Source organism: Serratia sp. HNCC26DJ244, from assembly GCF_057180565.1.
In genome coordinates this window covers 1-21,431 of record NZ_JBXUGO010000009.1, presented here as the reverse complement: position 1 = coordinate 21,431, position 21,431 = coordinate 1, and the positions used below count along the sequence as shown (strand labels likewise).

At 49.9% G+C, this 21,431-nt stretch carries 10 protein-coding genes; 7 read left to right on the top strand and 3 right to left on the bottom strand.

Going from position 1 to position 21,431, the window contains the following annotated elements:
- Nucleotides 1-286: 286 nt before the first annotated feature.
- From AC2A06_RS09265 to AC2A06_RS09255, 3 genes are all read left to right on the top strand, one after another.
- Nucleotides 287-10,342 (top strand): non-ribosomal peptide synthetase, encoded by a 10,056-nt coding sequence (locus AC2A06_RS09265; protein ID WP_484380087.1) that lies wholly within the window; start codon nt 287-289, stop codon nt 10,340-10,342.
- Between the two features lie 66 nt (nt 10,343-10,408).
- Complete coding sequence (locus tag AC2A06_RS09260) at nt 10,409-11,107, top strand: 4'-phosphopantetheinyl transferase family protein (protein WP_484380086.1); 699 nt, start codon at nt 10,409-10,411, stop codon at nt 11,105-11,107.
- A 132-nt stretch (nt 11,108-11,239) separates the two neighbouring features.
- Nucleotides 11,240-11,902, top strand: coding sequence for a hypothetical protein (locus AC2A06_RS09255; protein ID WP_484380085.1), 663 nt, complete (start codon nt 11,240-11,242; stop codon nt 11,900-11,902).
- Nucleotides 11,903-12,173: 271 nt separating this feature from the next.
- Here AC2A06_RS09255 and AC2A06_RS09250 read toward each other — a convergent pair whose 3' ends face one another.
- The 3 genes from AC2A06_RS09250 to AC2A06_RS09240 form a co-directional block, all read right to left on the bottom strand.
- Nucleotides 12,174-13,334, bottom strand: a complete 1,161-nt coding sequence (locus AC2A06_RS09250; RefSeq protein WP_484380084.1) for a glycerate kinase — start codon at nt 13,332-13,334, stop codon at nt 12,174-12,176.
- 11 nt (nt 13,335-13,345) lie between these two features.
- Nucleotides 13,346-14,617: a GntP family permease gene (locus AC2A06_RS09245; protein WP_484380083.1), complete on the bottom strand. Its 1,272-nt coding sequence runs from the start codon at nt 14,615-14,617 to the stop codon at nt 13,346-13,348.
- Nucleotides 14,618-14,754: 137 nt separating this feature from the next.
- On the bottom strand, nt 14,755-15,882 hold the full coding sequence (locus AC2A06_RS09240) for a sugar diacid recognition domain-containing protein (RefSeq protein WP_023489883.1): 1,128 nt from the start codon (nt 15,880-15,882) through the stop codon (nt 14,755-14,757).
- A 217-nt stretch (nt 15,883-16,099) separates the two neighbouring features.
- On the opposite strand from AC2A06_RS09240, the gene AC2A06_RS09235 reads away from it, so the two are divergent.
- The 4 genes from AC2A06_RS09235 to actP all read left to right on the top strand — a co-directional run bounded on the left by AC2A06_RS09235 (nt 16,100) and on the right by actP (nt 21,082).
- Entirely contained in the window at nt 16,100-16,678 is a 579-nt protein-coding gene (locus tag AC2A06_RS09235) for an NTP transferase domain-containing protein (protein WP_484380082.1), read from the top strand.
- Between the two features lie 213 nt (nt 16,679-16,891).
- On the top strand, nt 16,892-18,850 hold the full coding sequence (acs, locus tag AC2A06_RS09230; RefSeq protein ID WP_037387139.1) for an acetate--CoA ligase: 1,959 nt from the start codon (nt 16,892-16,894) through the stop codon (nt 18,848-18,850).
- 271 nt (nt 18,851-19,121) lie between these two features.
- A complete protein-coding gene (locus AC2A06_RS09225) occupies nt 19,122-19,433 on the top strand; it encodes a DUF485 domain-containing protein (RefSeq protein ID WP_023489798.1) in 312 nt (103 codons plus the stop codon).
- Complete coding sequence (gene actP / locus AC2A06_RS09220) at nt 19,430-21,082, top strand: cation/acetate symporter ActP (protein WP_484380081.1); 1,653 nt, start codon at nt 19,430-19,432, stop codon at nt 21,080-21,082. The genes AC2A06_RS09225 and actP overlap by 4 nt, the downstream gene beginning before the upstream one ends.
- Nucleotides 21,083-21,431 lie beyond the last annotated feature (349 nt).

Below are 21,431 nucleotides of genomic sequence, written 5' to 3'. Positions count from 1 at the left end.
TGGGCAGTATGTGAATAATGTTCCAACAATAATAGTTTGCCTATCATGGTTATCTTGAAGCATTAAACACAGATTCCAGGCTTAACCAAGTGAACGCGAGTTAAGTATTAGTGCAGGTGATTAAATATCGTCCACTCATGTGAACATCCTGATTCGTTTTTGTACACCTACATTTCAACAATTTGTGCCCATTCCTTAGAGATAAATTGCCTATACACACTGTTGAGAGGCAATGGCTTTTATCTTTAAAAGCACAAAGAAATCATTATATAAGAGGATTAACTCAATGGAGCTGATTGCCATCTCGCCCTATACCAAGATGTTCTGGAATGAATATATTATTAACCCGCAATCATTCGAATATAATATGGTATCCATCCAAACCATTGATGGTGATTTTGATATCAATAGACTACGTCATGCAATACAAGGTGTAGTACGTGATTATATCTTATTTCACCATATTTTGAGTGAAAAGGATGGGCAACTCCACTGGGTAAAAACAGAAAAAAGCATAACGCTTGAATTGCTTGATTCCTCTTGTGATCTTGCCTCTCTGATCTGTACACCATTTGATCTCACCGAAGGGCCGCTTTGCCGTTTTTATTTAATTGAGATGGGGTCGCAGAGATATGATTTTATTGCTGTGTTACATCATGTTCTAATCGATGGCCTTTCTGGGCAAGAATTTTATGATGTTCTGTCTTATTACTATAATCAGGGCCAGCAGGCACTGCCCAATACGCCTAACCTGGCACAGATGCAGCAACTTTATAAACAGTATGACCATGATGTATCACGCTTAAAACAAGACTTTAATTCTTTGGCTTTTTGGCGCGAGTTACTGGCAGACTGCCCTCCCCGTGTTGATTTACCTTATATTCGTACTGAGTCCTCAGGTTCGGACTCATCTGGGGGAGTCAGGTTTAGCTTATCACTTTCAGAATGGCATCGTCTGAAAGACGGCGTGAAGTATGCGAACCCTTTTCTGATTTTCAAAACACTCTGGGCACTATTAATCGCCTGCCAATCTGAACAGAAAACGGTACATATTGGTTATCCCGTGGCTGCCGAAGGGGGAAAAGAGCTTTATTATGGCGCGCAAGTAAACACTGCTATTTTCCCACTACGATTATTGCCTCAGGCCACTTTCGCCAGCTTGTATCGGGATACGTTAGATTATACAAAAAAGCTCAAGGCATCTGGCAAGCTGCGACACACAAAATTACCCACTTACGACATACTAAGCCAAAGCCAGATCCAGCAACTGAATGTGAATTTTACCCAAGCCTATCTGAAAGACTCACCGCTGGTGTTTAACGGTTGCCAGATCAGTGTGGATCACCGTTTGAATGTTGATCTGGCCGGCTCTGAACTTCTGCTCGAATATCAGCAATCCGAAAACGCTTTTAATTTCAGGCTGAGATACAAATCTGATCTATTCGATGAGACCCAAATGCTCGAACTGGCGGAGCAATATCTCTATTTGTTGCGTTCGGTATTAAATGAACCCGAACGATTGATATCCACCTTCTCCTATCTGACTCCGCAGCAGGAGCAGCGTCTGCAGGATCACTATCATAGCGCTGCTCCTCTATCCCCCTCGCAGACGACCTTGCTTAGCGGGTTTGAGAAACATAGCCACCTTTACCCTGAGCGTATGGCGCTCAAGGATGAGAGGGAGGCGCTCAGTTACCGTGAGCTTGAACAACGTAGCACCCGGTTGGCGCAGCATATACGTGCAGAATATCTGCGTATTTGCGGTCAGGAAATGCCCACCGATACGCTGATCCCGCTCTACCTTCAACGGAGCGTTGACGCAGTGGTGGGTATATTAGCGATCATGAAGGCAGGGGCGGCCTATGTGCCGTTGGATCCTCACGCTCCCGCACAGCGGCTGGCCTATATTTTACAGGATGTGAACAGTCCGTTGGTACTGACGCAAGCAAAACTGCAAGATACCATTTTACAAAACGCACCCGACAGCCACTGCTTGCTGATTGATCAGCAGGAACACACGGCGTTAATTGACAATATACCGTTGCCTGAGCTTGATAGCCGACAACTGGCTTATGTCATTTATACTTCCGGTACCACAGGGCGACCCAAAGGGACGCTGTGTGAACACCGTGGTGCCGTCAATATGATCCAGGGCCATACCCAGCGGCTCTTAGCCAACGATCATCATGTACTGAACTGCATGCAGTTTGCTACATTCGCCTTCGATGCGCATGTGTTTGAAGTTTTTATCGCCCTTGATAATGGCCACTGTCTGTGTATTGCCAATGAAGCTCAGCGCTTGGATCTGCCATTACTCACCAAGCAAATGGCCGAATGGCAGATCAACTTCTGTTTCCTTCCCCCTGCACTGCTCAGCACCAAACCCACATTTCCAGACTCGGTACGTTATCTGGGCGTTGGCGGTGAAGCAACGTCGCAGGATGTGCTTGATCACTATCTGGCTTGTGGTTTACAGGTTGCCAATATGTATGGTCCTACCGAGGCATCGGTCAGCGCCAGTGTTAATCTGTATCGCAACAACGGCGCCCGCAATATCGGTCACATGATCACCAATATGCGGGGCTATGTGGTGGATGAAAACTTCCACCTGTTGCCACTGGGTGTCGAAGGTGAACTGTACCTTGCGGGTGCTGGTTTGGCTCGTGGCTATCTTGGCCAGCCTGAACTGACGGCCAGCCTATTTATTGATAATCCGTTTCACCAAGAAATGGACTATCGCCGTCTTTATCGCACCGGCGATCGGGTTCGTCGTTTGCCGGATGGCAGTCTGGAATATTGTGGCCGTAAAGACCAACAGGTGAAAATCAACGGTTACCGTATTGAGTTGGGTGAAATCGAATCGGTGATGCGCAATCTGCCTGGCATCGCGGAAGCGGTAGTCATTGCCCGTAAACAACCCTCGCCGCAGCTTTTGGCCTGGTTCGTTTTAGCCCCCGGCAGCAACCTGACGCCGGAAGAGGTCAATCAGCAACTGGCTGAACAACTGCCACATTATATGGTGCCTGGCGCAATGATGGCGATTCCTGCGATCCCGCTGACGGTAAGCCGAAAGGTAGATTATCGTGCGTTACCCGAACCCGCACTTATTGAGCAGAACACCCCTTTCCGCACACCGAGCACCCCGTTAGAAAGTCAATTACTGGTGCTGTTTAACCGGTTGTTAAACAGCAATGCGGGTATAGACGACCATTTTTACCGCCTGGGGGGTAACTCTATTCTGGCGATTAAACTTTGCCATGAAATCAATAAACAACTTGGGGTCAACGTTTCCGCACTCACTCTGCATCAATACCCAACGGTAGCAACACTCAGCAGCTATATTGCTCAACAAGAGCCGCCCGTACAGGAAGAGACCATCCTGGCAACCGGGTGCCAAACCGCCCCCTTGTCTTTCCAACAATCGCGCCTGTGGTTTATGCAACAACTGTCAACTGAGGCCACACATTACCTGTCGCCAGTTTTGCTGCAACTTTCTGCCGATGTGGATTGTGCGGCTTTTATCAAAAGTCTGCAGGCGATAGTGGCACGACATCAGGTATTGCGCAGCCTGATAAAACAGGATAAGGCGGGGGAAGCTTGGCAAGTGGTTACCGATCAGGTGTTGGCGGTACCAGTACATGTTGTGACGGCAGAAGGCTATGCCACCTGCCTGCAACAGGCCTTACAGCAGCCCATCGATTTAACGCGCGAACTACCGCTACGCGCGGCCATCTATCAGTATCAGGATGCAACGGGGAACGCGAATACCGCAAGCCTATTAGTCTTCCACCACATCGTCTTTGATGGCTGGTCAATGGATGTCCTGATGAAAGAGCTGGCGATATTTTATCATCATTTCATGCAGCCCACCGCACCGCCACCAGCCGCCCTTCCCCTGCAATACCTCGATTATGCCCTCTGGCAGCATCAACAAAGGGAGGTAGAAATCAAGGCGGAAGATTTGGCATTCTGGCACCGAACCCTGGCGGATTGTCAGCAATTGGACATACCACCGGACTACGTTCGTCCTGCTGCGTTTGATACTCGTGGCGATAACTGTGATGTCATGCTGCCAGCCGACCTGTTGGCATCACTCAACCAGTTGGCCCGTGAAGAAAGAGTCAGTCTGCATGGGGTGATGTTAAGTGCATTCACATTGCTGTTGGCAAGGTATACCGGCCAAGATGATGTCATGGTGGGGACGCCACTGGCGAACCGCGGCCAGCCGGAGCTGGAAGACCTGATCGGTTTCTTTGTAAATACCTTACCGTTGCGCAATCGGGTGAATAACGAGATTTCAGTCTCAGCATTTATCCATCAGGTCGCCACTAACACGTTGCAGGTACAACAGCATCAGAGCCTATCGTTGGAGCAATTGGTTGATAGCCTGGCACTGCCCCGTGACTTTTCGCGCCATCCGTTGTTTCAGGTGATGTTCGCGCTAGAGGACGATGTCAATAACGCCGATTACCCGTCCTGGCTCTCGGTGGAAGATTTAAGTCGCTATGAGCAGACGGCTAAATTCGACTTAACCCTAACGCTGACGCCAACTGAAAATCAGATGTCCGCGCGTTTCAACTTTGCAACAGCGTTATTTAAAAAATCATCAATCCGTCAACTCGCCGGTTACTTTGTTTCTATCCTGCAGCAGATGGTGCAATACCGCGATGAACCGCTGAAAACACTCAGCCTGTTCCCAGCCGAGAAAATACCACAATGGCTATCCACCCATCGTGAACAGCGGTTTGGATATTCATTCGAGCGTACTTTACACCATGATTTTATGCGCAATGCTCAACAATATCCTCAAGCGGTCGCCGTGATCGACACGTTCGGGGAGATGACCTACAGCGCGTTGTATCAAGCGGCATCAACCTTGGCGACCCAATTGCGTTTACAGGGAGAAATACTGGGGGATGCCATCGCCATATTGGCGGATAAGGGGCGTCAGCAGCCGGTTGCCATGTTGGCGGCACTGATGTGTGGCAAAGCCTTTCTCCCGATGGATAAAGGGTGGCCACTGCAACGGCGTTTAGGCGTGATGGCACAAGCCGGCATCAATACTCTGTTGAGCAATGAAGCTTGGGTAACGCCAGACATTAACGTAGTGGTGCTGGACAGTGCGGGTCATGCACCAACCCTGCCGCAACCTGAATGGCTTTTGCCCCCTATTGATGCCACTCCAGACAACCTTGCCTATATCATTTTCACCTCCGGTTCTACCGGGACGCCAAAGGGAGTGGCGATTGAGCACCGCAGCGTCGTCAATATGATCGAAGGAACCAACCGCTACTTTGCCATTGACCAGAACGATCGCAGTATTGCACTCAGTGCGCTGAGTTTTGACCTGGCCATTCATGACATTTTTAGCGTACTTTCAGCCGGGGGAGCCGTAGTTATGCCCGCCGAAAGCGATCGGAGTAACCCGGAAGCCTGGTATCAACTGATGATTGCTCATCGCGTCACCACTTGGCTCAGCGCCCCAGCTTTGCTGGAACTGTTGTTGGATTATGTTAACAGTATCGGCGGAGTTTCAGGGCCGGAGCCCGCTTTACGTGCAGTGATGGTCGGCGGGGATTGGATTGCAACTTCACTACCGGAACGTTGCCGCCAATGGGCACCCCATAGCCGGTTCTGTAGCGTTGGTGGAGCCACCGAGGCCGCCGTCTTCTCCATACTTTACGAAGTGCCACACCAACCGATGTTATCGGTCAGTATTCCTTATGGCAAGCCACTGCCGCATCAACGTTTCTACATTCTGGATGCCTGGCTACGCCTGGTGCCAGAAGGCGTGAAAGGGGAGATTTACATCGCCGGTGTTGGCTTGGCCCGTGGCTATTATGGTGATAACCAGCGGACCGCCGACAGTTTCTTCTGGCATGAGTTACTGCAAGAACGGGTTTACCGCACCGGCGATGCTGGTCGTTTTCTGCATGACGGAAATATTGAGTTTATGGGGCGGATTGACCAACAGGTCAAAATCAACGGTTACCGCATCGAGTTAGGGGAAATTGAAAATATTGCCCTGTCGTATCCCATCCTGACAGCCTGCTGTGTCATGCTGATCCCGCATCCACAGCCCTATCTGGCGGCTTATATCGTGGCCAATGAACCGGTAGATATCCCGGCACTGAGCCAATACCTGCGTAGTCAATTGCCACAATACATGATGCCCAAGGCGTTTGTTCAGATCGAGAGTATGCCACTGACGGAGAACGGTAAAATTGCCAGGAAGGCCTTGCCGGTGCCGCAGTATGAGCAGCGTGATTTTGTTGTGGCTGACAGTGACTGGGAACGTGAGTGCTGCGAGATTTGGTGCGAATTGTTAAAACGCCAGCAAGTGAGCGTGGAAGATAACTTCTTCTCACTCGGGGGGAACTCGATTCTGGCGATCCAGGCATGTTATCAAATCAGCCACCGGCTGCAACGGGATGTCACCCTCAGCGATCTGGGGCAACACCCGACGATCCGTAATCTCTGCAATTACCTGAAAAAAACCGGTGATGATGAAGCGCAACCCTTAGTCATACCCGCGTTGCAGCTTGATACTTACCCGCTGTCATCCTCGCAAATGCAGCTCTGGTTTATCGAGAACCTCAATGGTGGCAGTCATCTTTACCATGTGCCGATGTTGTTCCGTCTCAATGAAGACCTTGACCCGATAGCATACTGCCAGAGTCTACGGGCTATCGTTGCCCGCCATCACGTATTACGTAGCGTTATTTGCCAACAACAGGCGCTAACCGCCCTCTCCCGGTTAGTGGATAGCGAACTGGAAATTACGCGTTTGGTGCTGGATGCCGACACTTGGCAGCAACAGTTGCTTCAGGATATCGACCAACCATTCAGGCTTGAGGCAGAAATTCCGATTAGAGCCAGTATTTACCAGGTCAAACAACCGGATAACACCCACCAGCATTACTGCCTGATCGTCGTTCATCATCTGGCTTTCGATGGCTGGTCGCAAACTCTTTTCCTGCAAGAGTGGGCGGCATTATATCAAGCCTATCGAACCGGGCTGCACCCAGCGTTGCCCGAACCAAGCCTGCAGTATGGTGATTACGCCAGTTGGCAACAGACGTATCTGAGTTCGGCAAACGCCGACCGATTGAAAGCCTTCTGGCAACAACATCTTCAGGGCTGGCAAATGCTTGAAATGCCGCTCGACTATGTGCGGCCCGCGCAGTTTGATCATCGTGGTGCCAACCATTGTGTCACCTTGCCTGATGCCTTGGTCGCGCAAACAGAACGCTTTGTACAGCGCGAAGGGGTGACCCCGTTTGCCCTTTTCCTGTCGGCGTTCAATCTATTGCTAAACGCCTTCAGTGGTCAGCAGGATATTCTGGTGGGCACCCCAGTCGCCAACCGTCCAACGGCAGAAACCCGTGCGGTTATCGGCTTTTTTGTCAATACGCTACCGTTGCGTACACAAATTGATGACAACATGGCGTTATCTGACTATGTCCATGAGGTTTTCAACACGTCACTAGCGGCACAAAAATACCAAAGCTTACCGCTGGAACAGTTGATTGATCACCTCCAGGTACCACGCGATATCTCACGTCATCCGTTGTTCCAGGTGCTGTTTGTTCTGGAAGATGCGACGCAAAATACGGCGTTACCCGCGTGGCTGGTACCACAAAGCCTGGTAGAACAGTATCAGGCGGCCAAGTTTGATCTGATGCTGAGTATCCAAAAAGACGTTGGGTGTACCCAAGCGGTCTTCAACTATGCCACGGCACTGTTTACACCAGAAACCCTCACCTGCCTGTCTCAGTATTATCTGACTATCCTGGAACAGATTGTCGAGCAAGGAAGCTGGCGAATTAACCAATTGACGCTCGTTCCTCCGGCAGAGGTAACCTCAATGCGTGCAAGTTGGCAAACCAGCCCACCAGCCTATGATTTTGAGCGTGCAGTCCACCATGATTTTATCCAGCAAGCACGACTGCAACCGCAAGCAGTGGCCATTATCGACAGCTTGGGTGAACTGAGTTATGGCGAGCTTTATCAGGCAGCATTGACGCTGTCATTGCAACTGCGCCAGTACACGGATAGGCAGAGCGAAACCATTGCGGTGATGGTGGATAAAGGGCGGGCACAGATTATCGCCGTGTTGGCGATCGTCATGGCTGGCAAGGCTTATCTACCGCTGGATGGATCCTGGCCGGAACGCCGACGCTTGGAGGTTATCGCGCAATCACAAACCCCGGTGATCCTCAGCAGCCAGCCTTGGCAGAACATCGAACAGGCCAGGCTATTGCTGATCGACCCCCATGGCATCGTGGCCGAGCTACCACCACCACAGCCTGGGGAGCCGGTATTACCCGCACCCCATGACCTCGCCTATGTCATCTTCACATCGGGATCGACAGGCATCCCCAAAGGCGTTGCAGTTGAACATCGCGGCGCGGTGAACAGTATCGTTGATACCATTCAACAACTGGGCCTTGATAAGCAGGATCGTGGCTTAGCCCTCAGTGCGCTAAGTTTTGATATCTCGGCGTTCGATATTTTTGGCATTCTATCGGTAGGGGGCACCATGGTGATGCCGTCCGAGGTAGAACGTTATCAACCGGATGCCTGGCATCGACTGATGGTCAATCACGGCGTCACCTTCTGGAACTCTGCGCCTTCGGTAATCACATTGCTGGTGGAGTACCTTGAGTCAAGGGAAACCGCTGGCGAAGGCTGGCCGATGTTGCGTACCGTGGTACTGGTTGGGGAAGTGATCGCCAAGCAGTTACCGGCACGTATCCGGCAGTGGCGTGAAGGTTGCCGCGTGGTCAGCACCGGTGGTGCCACAGAAAGTTCCATCTGGTCAATCCTCTACGATATCCCAGATGCACCGATCCTGACCCCCAGTGTGCCTTATGGCAAAGCGATGGCGCATCAGCGGTTTTATGTTCTGGACAGCCATCTGCGCGTGTTGCCACCTTGTCTGCCCGGTGAACAGTATATCGGGGGGGCTGGGGTGGCCCGGGGTTACTTCCGCAATGAAGCGGTCACTCAGGAGCGGTTTATCTACCATCCTGAACTGGGTGAACGGCTTTACCGCACCGGTGACGCAGGCCGTTATCTGCCAGACGGCAATCTCGAGTTTATGGGGCGGATGGATTTTCAGGTCAAGATCAATGGTTATCGCGTTGAACTGGGGGAAGTTGAAAGCAGCGCCCTGGCCTTCGGCACCATCAAATCTTGCTGCGCTATCGTTTGGAAAGATCAGCAACAGGAGCGTTTGGCGCTCTACTATGTGTGTGATGAACCCCTGATCGAAGCTGAATTACTCGAGTTTCTCAGCCAGCGGTTACCGCTGTATATGATCCCGACGGCGTTAATCCAACTACAGGCACTACCTTATAATTCTAGCGGTAAGCTGGATCGTAAGGCACTGCCTGCACCGCAAATAGTCGAGCAGAATGTCTATGTTGCGCCGAGTAATCCACTCGAACAACAACTGTGTGCGCTGTGGCAGAAAACACTGAAACGTGAGCAAATCGGCATGACGGATGATTTCTTCCGCTCAGGGGGAACATCGCTTATGGCGATTTCGGTATGTATGAAATTATCCGAGTTGCTGAAAACGGCGGTCCCTGTTGTCAGGCTGTTCCAATGCCGTACTTTGAAAAACCTGCTTGCCACCTGTGAAAACCATCTGGTGCTGCCACTGACTCAGATAACCCAGGGTTTGCCTGCTTTGTGGATGATTCACCCGGCGCTGGTCGGTGCGGAAGCCTTCTATCCCTTCGCCCAGACTTTGCAGGGCAAAATGAATGGTTATGGTGTCGATAATTACAATCTTTATCACCGCCCTACCATTTCTTCACTGGCTACACTGGCGGATCGTTATCTGGAGGAGATGATAACGCATGGTTTGCTGGCCGGACCCATACAGATCCTGGGGTGGTCGCTGGGGGGGCTAATCGCACTGGAAATTGCAGCCCAACTAGAAGCTCGCGGCATACAGGAGGTTTCACTCTATCTGTTAGACAGTTTTTATCAGCAGACAACGGAAAAAACCTCACTTGACACCCTACTAGCTACGCTGGGGCTCACAGGAGAAACCGCCGAACGTGCTCAGGCGGTGGCAGAGGTAGAGGATCGGCTTTCGCAGGCGAAGCTCAGCCACAAACTGCAAACCACTCAGGTTACGCTGTTCAAAGCAATGCGAGCAAACCCTGATTTGCCGGATGACGTGATGAAACCGCTGATTGCCGTGCCAGACAACGGGCTGAAAACGGTCTGTGAACATCTGCGAGTGATCCCGCTGGCCTGCCACCACCACGATATCCTGGAATATGGTGATGAGATCAGCAAGGTGATCTGCCCGCAGACAAGGTAAGGGCAACAGATGGGCAGCGGAGAACGTCCGCTGCCTTTTTACTTATCATGCAGATGGAGTTGTGGTGTGAATGGGCTCACCCGTCTTGAGTTTGCTACGCATTTCACTGTAGACGCGATCAGCATCTGCTATTACCTGTTGGATAAGCCGTCTATTGATGTGCGGCAACTATTGCCTTATTGCATGACGTTACCTAAAGAGATCCAACTCAGCATTGAATCGCGGCGCATTGAATATCTGGCGGGCCGTTATTGTGCCGTCCAAGCTCTCTACGGGTTGGGAATGGCGGCACCACGGGTGGGACGGAATGCCGACCGCTCACCTCGTTGGCCTGCGGGCACTTACGGTAGCTTGTCACACACAGATAACCGAGTCATTGCCTGTGCAGTTTGGCAGTCAGAATACGCTGGCGTCGGGATCGACATCGAAAAAACGGTACCGCAAGAGATGCTGCCATCGCTGGAGCATCTGGTCTTCACTGTACCAGAGCGAGAGTGGGTTAAAACCTCGCCGGGATTAACCGTATGCCAGGCGGCAACATTGCTATTCTCGGCCAAAGAGGCTTTTTATAAGTTTATCTATCCACAAGTCCATACCCATTTGGATTTCACCGACCTGTCTTTGGTGGCCCTGAAAGAGGGCGAGTTTGCCATTGAATTGCAAAAAGAGCTGGGCCGTGGTTGGCGGAAGGGGAAAGTAGTGCAGGGGAAATATTTTTTTGATGATGAACAGGTAATAACGTTAATTGCCGCGAAACAGCCCTAAATGGCATAAGCGTTATCCCCACCCTCTAGGCTGACAGGAACAGTCACTTTTACCGAAATCTCTTGCGATGGTTTACCGGTAACGAGAAAAATCCTAAAATTGCTACCGTATGTCTAATACGGAGAAATTCCAATGATACGCAACGACAGTTCACACTGTCCAAACCACCGGCAACCCTGGCTATTGTCTGAAATGCGTTATGTAGAAGCGCATTATGGCAAAACCCCTACCAGCAAAATTGCCGAGCACCTTGGCAGAACCGCCACTGCCGTCAGAATGTGTGCCAACAAGTTGGGCTGCAGCAAAGCTGCCTCCACCCTCTGGAGTGAAGCAGAAAAAGACATCATACGCACACATTATGCCAACGGTGAAGGTATCACCCGTGTTATGCAACTGCTGCCAGGGCGAACCCGTAAAACTATTTTTATGATGGCGTACACCATCGGGGTGGTTAGTGCACGCAACTGGAGTGCTCAAGAGTGTAAAATATTGAAAAAATATTACCCACTTCTTGGCACCGCGACGGTAGATAAGCTCGTGGGGCGCACCATCGACGCGGTGAAAATCAAAGCCAATGATATGGGGCTACGTTTCTTTGGTTGCAGTGGGCCGGGCAAGCAGCGAATGTGGCAACCGGAAGAATTAAAAAAACTGGAAAAACACCTCCATCTGCCCCTAACAGAGTTAGCGGCTTATTTCCCAGACCGTACACTCATCTCGGTAAAAAAGGCCAAGCAACGCCTGGTGAATAAGCGAAAGGGCTGCGTACAACCATCCTCAAAGGGAAAAGGATAATCTGCCCACTTGCCTGAATACTCTTCTACTGTAATAAGTCCAGGCATCAGCGCAATCATGCTCGCCAAGATAACGGCAAGTAGACACTCGAACTCAGTAAGATGGCAGGGCAGTCGCCATAAGATTTGTACCAGAGGTAGACTGGCTTTGATGGATGAATCTTAGGGATAAGATTAAAGATTACCCGGCCACAAATTAACATTGTGACCGGGCACATGGGTATCACTGCTACAACTTGGACGAACTCTTGGCGCTAGCCCCAAACAACGTATTAAGCGGTCTGTTTTGCCGCTTTATTACGCTCAGCCATTTGCCATACGGCGGCAACATTGCGCGCAGTGACACGCAAGTTTTCATCCGCTTCACCCATCGCTTCCGGCAACGTAACAATGCGGTTTACCACAGAGAATACGGCATCCAGGCCATGCTCATGAACTACCGCATAATCTTTGGTCATGCCACCCGCCAAGGCGATAGTCGGTACCGCAAAACGTTGTGCCACTTTTGCCACACCCATTGGGGTTTTACCCCGCACGGTCTGGCTATCGATACGCCCTTCACCCGTAATAACCAGATCAGCCCCTTGTACAGCTGCAGCCAGATTCAAGGCATCAGTGACGATACTGATACCCGGCTCCAGACGACCCATTAATAATCCAGATAGTGCAGAACCCATTCCACCTGCAGCCCCAGCACCAGGAAGATCAATCACCTGTCGTCCCGTTGTCTGCTCAATATGCTCTCCCCATACCTTTAAGGCAGCATCAAGCTGAGCAACCCTGTCAGGCGTCGCACCTTTTTGTGGGCCAAACACCGCAGAAGCGCCCTTAGGACCGCATAACGGGTTATCAACATCACAAGCTACCCGTAAATCGACACCCGCTAAACGCGGGTCAAGGTGTGACAAATCAATCTTGGCGATCTGAGACAGGGCGGCACCGCCACGCGCCAATTCGTTACCCTGTATGTCGAGTAGACGTGCACCGAGGGCTTGCATCATGCCTGCGCCACCATCATTGGTCGCGCTGCCGCCAATACCGAGAATAATATTACGCGCACCCTGATCCAGGGCTGCCAGTATCAATTCACCCGTACCAAATGTCGTCGTCAGGCAGGGATTCCGCTGTTCATTTGCCACCAAATGCAGGCCTGAAGCGGCTGCCATTTCAATGACCGCAGTTTTTCCATCCCCTAGCCAGCCGTAAAAAGCCTCCACGGGCTGACCTAATGGACCGGTAACCGACAGTTCGACACGTTTACCGCCAGTGGCAGCAACCATTGACTCAACAGTACCTTCGCCACCATCCGCCATCGGTAGTTTGATGTATTCCGCCTGCGGGTATATTTCTCTAAATCCTTGTTCAATTGCGTTTGCTACATCCATCGCACTCAAACTTTCTTTAAATGAGTCAGGGGCAATAACAATTTTCATTTTTCACTCCATTAACCAGCAAGATTAAATACACCAAACATCAGCGTAGAAACGAAGGCAATGGTCAGGCCGACCAACGTTTCATAAGGCAGCAATTTCAGGCGCTCATGTACTGGCATGTAGACACAACCACCCGTAGCATGGAAAAAACTACCGTGAGGCATATGATCAAAGACCGTCGCACCCGCATGGATCATGGCGGCTCCTGCCAGGGCAGTGATACCCATATCCATCAGGGTTGAACTGAATACCGCGGAAGCGACAGCAGTACCCGCCGTGGTTGAGGCGGTAGCCATCGACATTAATGCCCCGGAGAACGGTGCCAATAGATAAGATGGCATGCCCGAAGCCGTCAGGCCGCTGATTAAGACATCTTTCAAACCGGAATTGGCGATAATACCTGCCAGCGTCCCGGTACCTAACAGCATAATCGCCACCGGGGCCATACGTGCCAGGCCGGAAGTAATGTACTGATTAGTATTACGTAGCCGCCCCATCACCAATACACCCGCCAGTCCGCCTACTGGCAGCGCAATCAGCGGGTCAATGGCAATACCGGTGATCGGACGCAGAGCCAACAACACAATGGCGACAAAAGGGGCCGTAATGGAGGCCAAGAATCCCGGCATTTCACCCTGCTTGTGTTCAACCAGTTCTGCGGCTGTCACTTTGCTGCCGCGAGTCACCAGACGACGAGCCAATAGATAGGCAATCACCAGGCCACACAGACCAGGGATAATGCCCGCCGCCATGACGGATGTTAGTGGAACGTGGAAGTTGTCTGCAGCGGCAATGGTGTTTGGATTCGGTGACATCACGTTACCGGCTTTGCCCCCACCAATCATCGCCAACAGGATAGCTGTTTTGGATAGGTCAGCACGGTGGGCTATCGCTAACGCAATGGGGGAAACGGTAATAACAGCCACGTCCACAAATACACCGACCGCAGTCAGTAGCATGGTAGCCACTGCCAGCGCCAGCAGTGCCCGATGCTCACCCACTTTACGCACAATGGTTTCGGCGATGGTATTGGCTGCACCAGATTCAATCAGTACGCCAGCCAGCACCCCCGCGGCCAAAATGCGTAATACGGCGTTGGTAATACCTTGCGCACCTGTCACCATGAGCTTGATGGTTTCTATCAGGTCTGCGCCGCCAATCAGTCCCCCGACCAAAGCACCGGCCATCATGCCGTAAACAGGAGGCACTTTTCGCAAAATTAATACAATAGCGACAATAAGTGCTATCAATGCGCCTGTTGCAGACACGGGAACAGTCACCATCTTGGTCTCCTGGAAGTGTTGTTTTGATTAAAAGTTGATTACCTTGCGCCATTATTCAAAGAAATGACGAAAAATCTTGAGAGAAACCACCAAAAAAGAGGGGCTATGGCAGAGAGTAATTTGGAGTAAAGAACAATTTATGGGTGCATTTTCATGCCGATAAACAATTGAACAATGCTATTTAACTCATTGATATTTAAATTGGTAATTTGGCCTATTTTTTGCAGTCGGTAACGCAAGGTGTTGACATGAATTTTGAGGTGTTCAGCGGTATGCGTAACATCACAGTTTTGATCAAAATAACTGCGCAATGTCGAACATAATACCGATTTACGGTCAGCGGCTTTGAGTATCAACCATGATCGACTTAACTCTTCAGCCTGCCAACTTTGGGAAAAATGATTAAAAAGCACGGGGAACCAGTGTTCCTGATAACTGGTAATACTTTTGCGTGACTGAATTAGCGTCGCCGTTTCAAACATGGCCTTGGCACTTAAATAGGAGCGATAAAGGCCATCCTCACTGGTGAAATAGCCACCCACCGCAATACGTACTGCGAACTCATCACTAATATTCTGTTTTATCCGCCGCATTACCCGGTCAATCGCCTTGTTCACCTCGGTATTGTGGGAGAGTTTGAGCGGTTGCAACAACACGAAACGATGTAACTCATTCATGGCAACCAGGCTTTCTTTACCTAAACTCGTCAGACGATTAATCAGAGCCGGTGACTGATCATGAGCCCGTTCATCTAACGAAATAATCACCGCAATACGGGGGAGTGTCATATCCAACCCGAGATAGGTCGCAATTGAACTGACCATCACCGGATCACTGGCGGGCTGGATCAAGAGTTGGACTAAATCCTCGCGATAACGTTTCTCCCACTGCGACTGCTCTAACATTTCAGCCTGTTCGATAACCAATTCTGCCGCCATTCCCACCAATTCAGCATAAGCTCTGACTTCATCCGGTGGGCCTGATATCCCAATCACCCCTACCAGCTCCTGGCGAAACAAGATGGGGACATTGATTCCCGGACGAACCCCTTTTAATAGCAATGCCGAGGCTTCGTTAATTTCCACCACGCGATTCTCGGCCAGCGCCAGTAATGCACCTTCGTGAAGCTGGTGCAAACGTGATGCATCCCCAGATGCAACGATGACGCCACGGTTGTTCATCACATTGACGGAGTGTTTCAAGATGCTCATCGCACGCTGAACTATTTGGCGAGCGGTGCTTTCCTTCAACTCAGGGGAGGGCATAGTGTTCCTTAATGTTAATGGCCAATGAGCAAAAGTATGAATTATACCTATCAGCAGGGCAAAGACGCATCTGGCTGTGCCACATAATGCGAACTCTGTGCTCGGCTTCAACAGAATCGAAGAAAGCACCCCTGCTGCTTGAATGACAACGGGTATCAGTCAATAATTCCAATTCCTTACATTCAGTAATGAATGGGTACCAGCAGGTAGGTAAACGATGACCCATATTGATTGCGTAATGCTAGCCGCCGGGATGTCAACACGCATGGGGCAGTGGAAAATGATGCTGCCTTACGGTAACGGGACTATTCTTGATACCGCAATCGCCAATGCGTTGGCGTTTTGCCAACGAGTCATTGTCGTCAGCGGCTTTCGTGGTGAGGAGTTAGCAGCTTACTATCACCAACATCCACAGATTGAGGTGGTGCATAACGCCAATTACCAGCAGGGAATGTTATCTTCCATTCGTACTGGTGTCCAACAGGTACGTAGCCCCTACTTCTTTCTGACTTTAGGCGATCTACCTTGCATCAGACATGGGATTTACGCCGCATTATGGCAAGAAAAAGGGCCCTTTGCGCTAGTCCCCCGCTATCATAAAGAGAGAGGGCACCCAGTACTGCTGCCAGCTTCCATCATTGAGCGCATTAATGTGGCTGACCCTAAATTATCAATGAAGCAGGTCATTGAGCTGGGGGATTATCGATTTCTTGAGGTGCAGGAAAACGGTATTCATTATGACATTGATACTCAAGAAGAATATCAAAAATTACTGCAGCATCCTCCCCATCAATAACCACTGTCAAAACTCGCGGATTGACAAACTGGCAACCGATACTTAAATCAATTCAAACTTCAGATAGAGAGTAGCTGAACGAATTTAGGTATCGCTACTGCAAATCAGCTCATTCATTACGTGATATGCCACACAAAAAAGAAACAAAACATCATGGTAGAAGATCAATTAACCATTTGTTGACATATCATTAACACACATAAGGAGAAAAACATGAGCCAAGTGCATAAACACCCCATTCCGTCTGCAATTGCAGAACGTGCCCTGATTAATCCAGCACGATATCAACAATATTATCAACAATCAGTACAAGACCCGGCAGCATTTTGGGGTGAGCAAGGCAAGATCCTGGATTGGATCAAACCCTATACGGTGGTTAAGAACACCTCCTTCGACCCTGGTCATATCAGTATCCGCTGGTTTGAAGATGGTACTCTGAACCTCTCTGCCAACTGTTTGGATCGTCATTTGGCTGAGCGTGGCGATCAGACCGCCATTATTTGGGAAGGGGATGATCCCACTCAGTCGAAAAAAGTGAGTTATAAACAACTGCATCATGATGTCTGCCAGTTCGCTAATGTATTAAAAAAACTGGGTGTAAAAAAAGGCGATGTGGTCGCTATCTATATGCCAATGGTGCCAGAAGCGGCAGTCGCCATGTTGGCTTGTGCTCGCATTGGTGCCATACATTCCGTGATCTTTGGCGGTTTCTCCCCTGAAGCCATCGCAGGCCGTATCATTGATTGCAACGCAAAACTGGTGATCACCGCTGATGAAGGTCTGCGTGCTGGTCGCACTGTGCCCCTGAAAAAAAATGTCGATGATGCACTAAAAAATCCTGGGGTGAAAAGTATCAACAATGTGGTGGTTTTCCAACGCACGGGTAAAGCAGGTCCCTGGCAAGCAGGCCGCGACCTTTGGTGGCACGAACTGATTAAAGATGTCACTGCTGATTGCCCAGCGGAAGAGATTAATGCGGAAGATCCGCTGTTTATCCTGTATACCTCGGGTTCCACCGGTAAACCCAAAGGCGTCTTGCATACCACTGGGGGCTATCTGGTCTATGCTGCTCTGACCTTTAAATATGTCTTCGATTATCATGAAGGGGATATTTATTGGTGCACCGCAGATGTAGGCTGGGTGACGGGTCACAGCTACCTGTTATATGGCCCATTGGCTTGTGGTGCCACCACGCTGATGTTCGAAGGGGTGCCGAACTACCCAGGCGTCAACCGCTTATCACAAGTCGTCGATAAACATCAGGTTAATATCCTGTATACCGCCCCCACCGCTATACGTGCCTTGATGGCTGAAGGGGATAAGGCGATTGAAAATACCAAGCGGGATTCACTGCGCATCATGGGCTCGGTGGGTGAACCCATCAACCCGGAAGCCTGGGAGTGGTACTACAACAAGATTGGTAACGCCAAGTGCCCTATCGTCGATACTTGGTGGCAAACTGAAACGGGTGGTTTCCTGATCACCCCGCTGCCAGGTGCTACCGAGTTAAAAGCTGGCTCGGCAACGCGCCCGTTCTTTGGGGTACAGCCCGCCCTGGTGGACAATATGGGAACACCGCAAGAGGGGATTTGTGAAGGGAATCTGGTCATTACCGACTCCTGGCCAGGACAAGCTCGTACTCTATTTGGTGATCATGACCGTTTCGAGCAAACCTACTTTTCCACCTTTAAAGGGATGTATTTCAGTGGTGACGGTGCACGCCGTGACGAAGATGGCTATTATTGGATTACTGGCCGTGTTGATGATGTATTGAACGTTTCCGGACACCGTTTGGGAACCGCCGAAATTGAATCCGCCCTGGTTGCCCATCCTAAAATTGCCGAAGCCGCTGTGGTGGGCATCCCACATAGCATCAAAGGTCAGGCCATTTACGCCTACATTACGCTGAATCATGGGGAAGAGCCGACGCCAGAACTGTATGCTGAGGTGCGTGATTGGGTACGTAAAGAAATCGGAGCCATTGCCACACCTGACGTGCTTCATTGGACTGACTCTTTGCCGAAAACACGTTCCGGTAAAATCATGCGCCGCATTCTACGCAAAATTGCCACCGGTGATACCAGTAACTTGGGGGATACCTCAACACTGGCAGATCCGGCTGTCGTAGACAAGCTGCTAGAAGAGAAACAATCCATGAGCGTTCCATCCTGATTTTTGCCGTAGCAGGCTGTTCATTGGTCTTTATCCGCTGAACAGCCTGCATATAAACTAGCGCTTACCAGACACAAACGGAATAACGACACGTAGTAACATTTGTCGCTTAAAAAACGCCAAGTGGAGCTAATTGTTTCCTAAAGTAGCCATCATCCATCCCAGAGAATTCTGCTGGGGTAGGTAATGGCTGCCTACAATTCAACAAATGAGGCAATAGAAAAAAAGTAATTAGCGATGCCATTATTTAATACCCAGAGGAGAACATCTGATGAATGAAGAGCTTTATCAAAAAATCGAAGATAATCCGCGCTTTAAATTATTGGTGAAAAAACGTAGCCACTTTGCCTGGTTATTATCAGTCATAACACTGACTATCTATGTCAGTTTTATCTTTTTGATTGCTTTCGACCCTCAATGGCTTGGAACTCCCCTTTATGCTGGCTTAACCATTACCCGAGGTATTCCCATCGGGATGGGTTTAATTGTGCTCTCTTTTATATTAACCGGCATTTACACTTACCGTGCTAACACCGAATTTGATCGCCTCAATGCTGAGATTTTAAACGAGGTGCAGCAATGAAAAAATTGTTATCACTCAGCACGCTGCTCATGTTGCCCACGCTAACCTATGCCGATGCCATTGGTGGGGCTGTCCAACGCCAGCCACTGAATGTTCAAGCCATCATCATGTTTGTCCTGTTCGTAGGAGCCACGCTTTACATTACTTATTGGGCTTCCAAACGTACACGTTCCCGTGGCGATTACTATACGGCAGGTGGGCGTATTACTGGGTTACAAAATGGTTTGGCTATTGCTGGTGACTTTATGTCTGCGGCTTCATTCCTCGGTATCTCCGCATTGGTCTATACCTCGGGTTATGACGGTCTGATTTACTCTATTGGCTTCCTGATCGGCTGGCCAATCATCCTTTTTCTTATTGCCGAACGGTTACGTAACCTCGGGCGCTATACTTTCGCTGACGTAGCCTCTTACCGATTAAAACAAAAACCCATTCGTATCCTTTCCGCCTGTGGCTCCTTAGTGGTAGTCGCTCTCTATCTCATCGCCCAGATGGTCGGGGCTGGTAAACTGATTCAGTTGCTTTTTGGCCTCAATTACCATGTCGCCGTAATATTGGTTGGTATATTGATGGTTCTATATGTGTTATTCGGGGGCATGCTGGCGACCACTTGGGTACAAATCATTAAAGCCGTACTATTGTTGTCAGGTGCCAGCTTTATGGCGCTTATGGTCATGAAAACGGTGAATTTCGATTTTAACACTCTATTCGCTGAAGCCGTAAAGGTACATCCCAAAGGGATTGCCATCATGAGCCCGGGGGGCTTGGTATCCGACCCGATCTCCGCACTCTCTTTAGGTCTGGCGTTAATGTTTGGTACCGCTGGATTGCCGCATATCCTGATGCGATTCTTTACCGTTAGTGATGCCAAAGAGGCACGCAAGAGCGTGTTTTATGCCACTGGATTTATTGGTTATTTCTATATTCTGACGTTTATTATCGGATTTGGTGCCATCCTACTCGTCAGTGTAAATCCTACATTCAAGGATGCGGCAGGAGCGTTACTTGGTGGAAATAATATGGCAGCCGTGCATCTGGCTGATGCCGTCGGCGGAAGTTTCTTCCTCGGCTTTATCTCAGCGGTGGCATTTGCCACTATTCTGGCGGTAGTCGCTGGCTTAACGTTGGCAGGGGCTTCAGCGGTCTCTCATGATCTGTATGCCTGCGTGATTAAAGACGGTAAAGCAACCGAACGTAATGAGCTTAAAGTATCCAAAATCACGGTCCTCCTACTTGGGATCATTGCCATTATGCTAGGGATCCTATTTGAGAAACAGAATATTGCCTTCATGGTAGGACTCGCTTTCTCTATTGCTGCTAGCTGTAATTTCCCTATCATCATTCTTTCCATGTATTGGTCACGTCTGACTACTCGAGGGGCAATGATTGGTGGGTGGCTAGGTTTGTTAACGGCAGTTATCCTGATGATTTTAGGCCCGACGATTTGGGTGCAAATCCTCGGTCATGCTAAGCCAATCTATCCTTATGAATATCCTGCACTATTCTCTATCTTCATTGCATTTATTGGCACTTGGTTGTTCTCTGTCACTGATAATTCTGTCACCGGCAAGCAAGAGCGCGAGCGTTTCCGTTCTCAGTTTGTACGATCACAAACCGGAGTAGGCATTTTACAGGGCAGACCTCACTAACATTGTTGTGCATAACAGTTGTTCATAACAAAAAGCCCCATGCTTATGTACGGGGCTTTCTACTTATTTGGATACCTGACTGTATTCGTCTCATCCTGAGACTTCCTGTGGGCCACCGTCAACGGCATTACCCTCAGTTCCCTATTCCGCAATGGCTTGAAGCAGAGAAGCGATAACTGTTTTATCATACACAGCAAAAAGCCCCATGCTGACGCACGGGGCTTTCTACTTGTTTGGATACCTGGCAGTGCCTACAGTATTTATCTCACCCTGAGACTCCCTGTGGGGCCACCGCCAACGGCGTTCCCCTCAGTTCCCTATTCCGCAATGGCTTAAAGCAGAGAAGCGG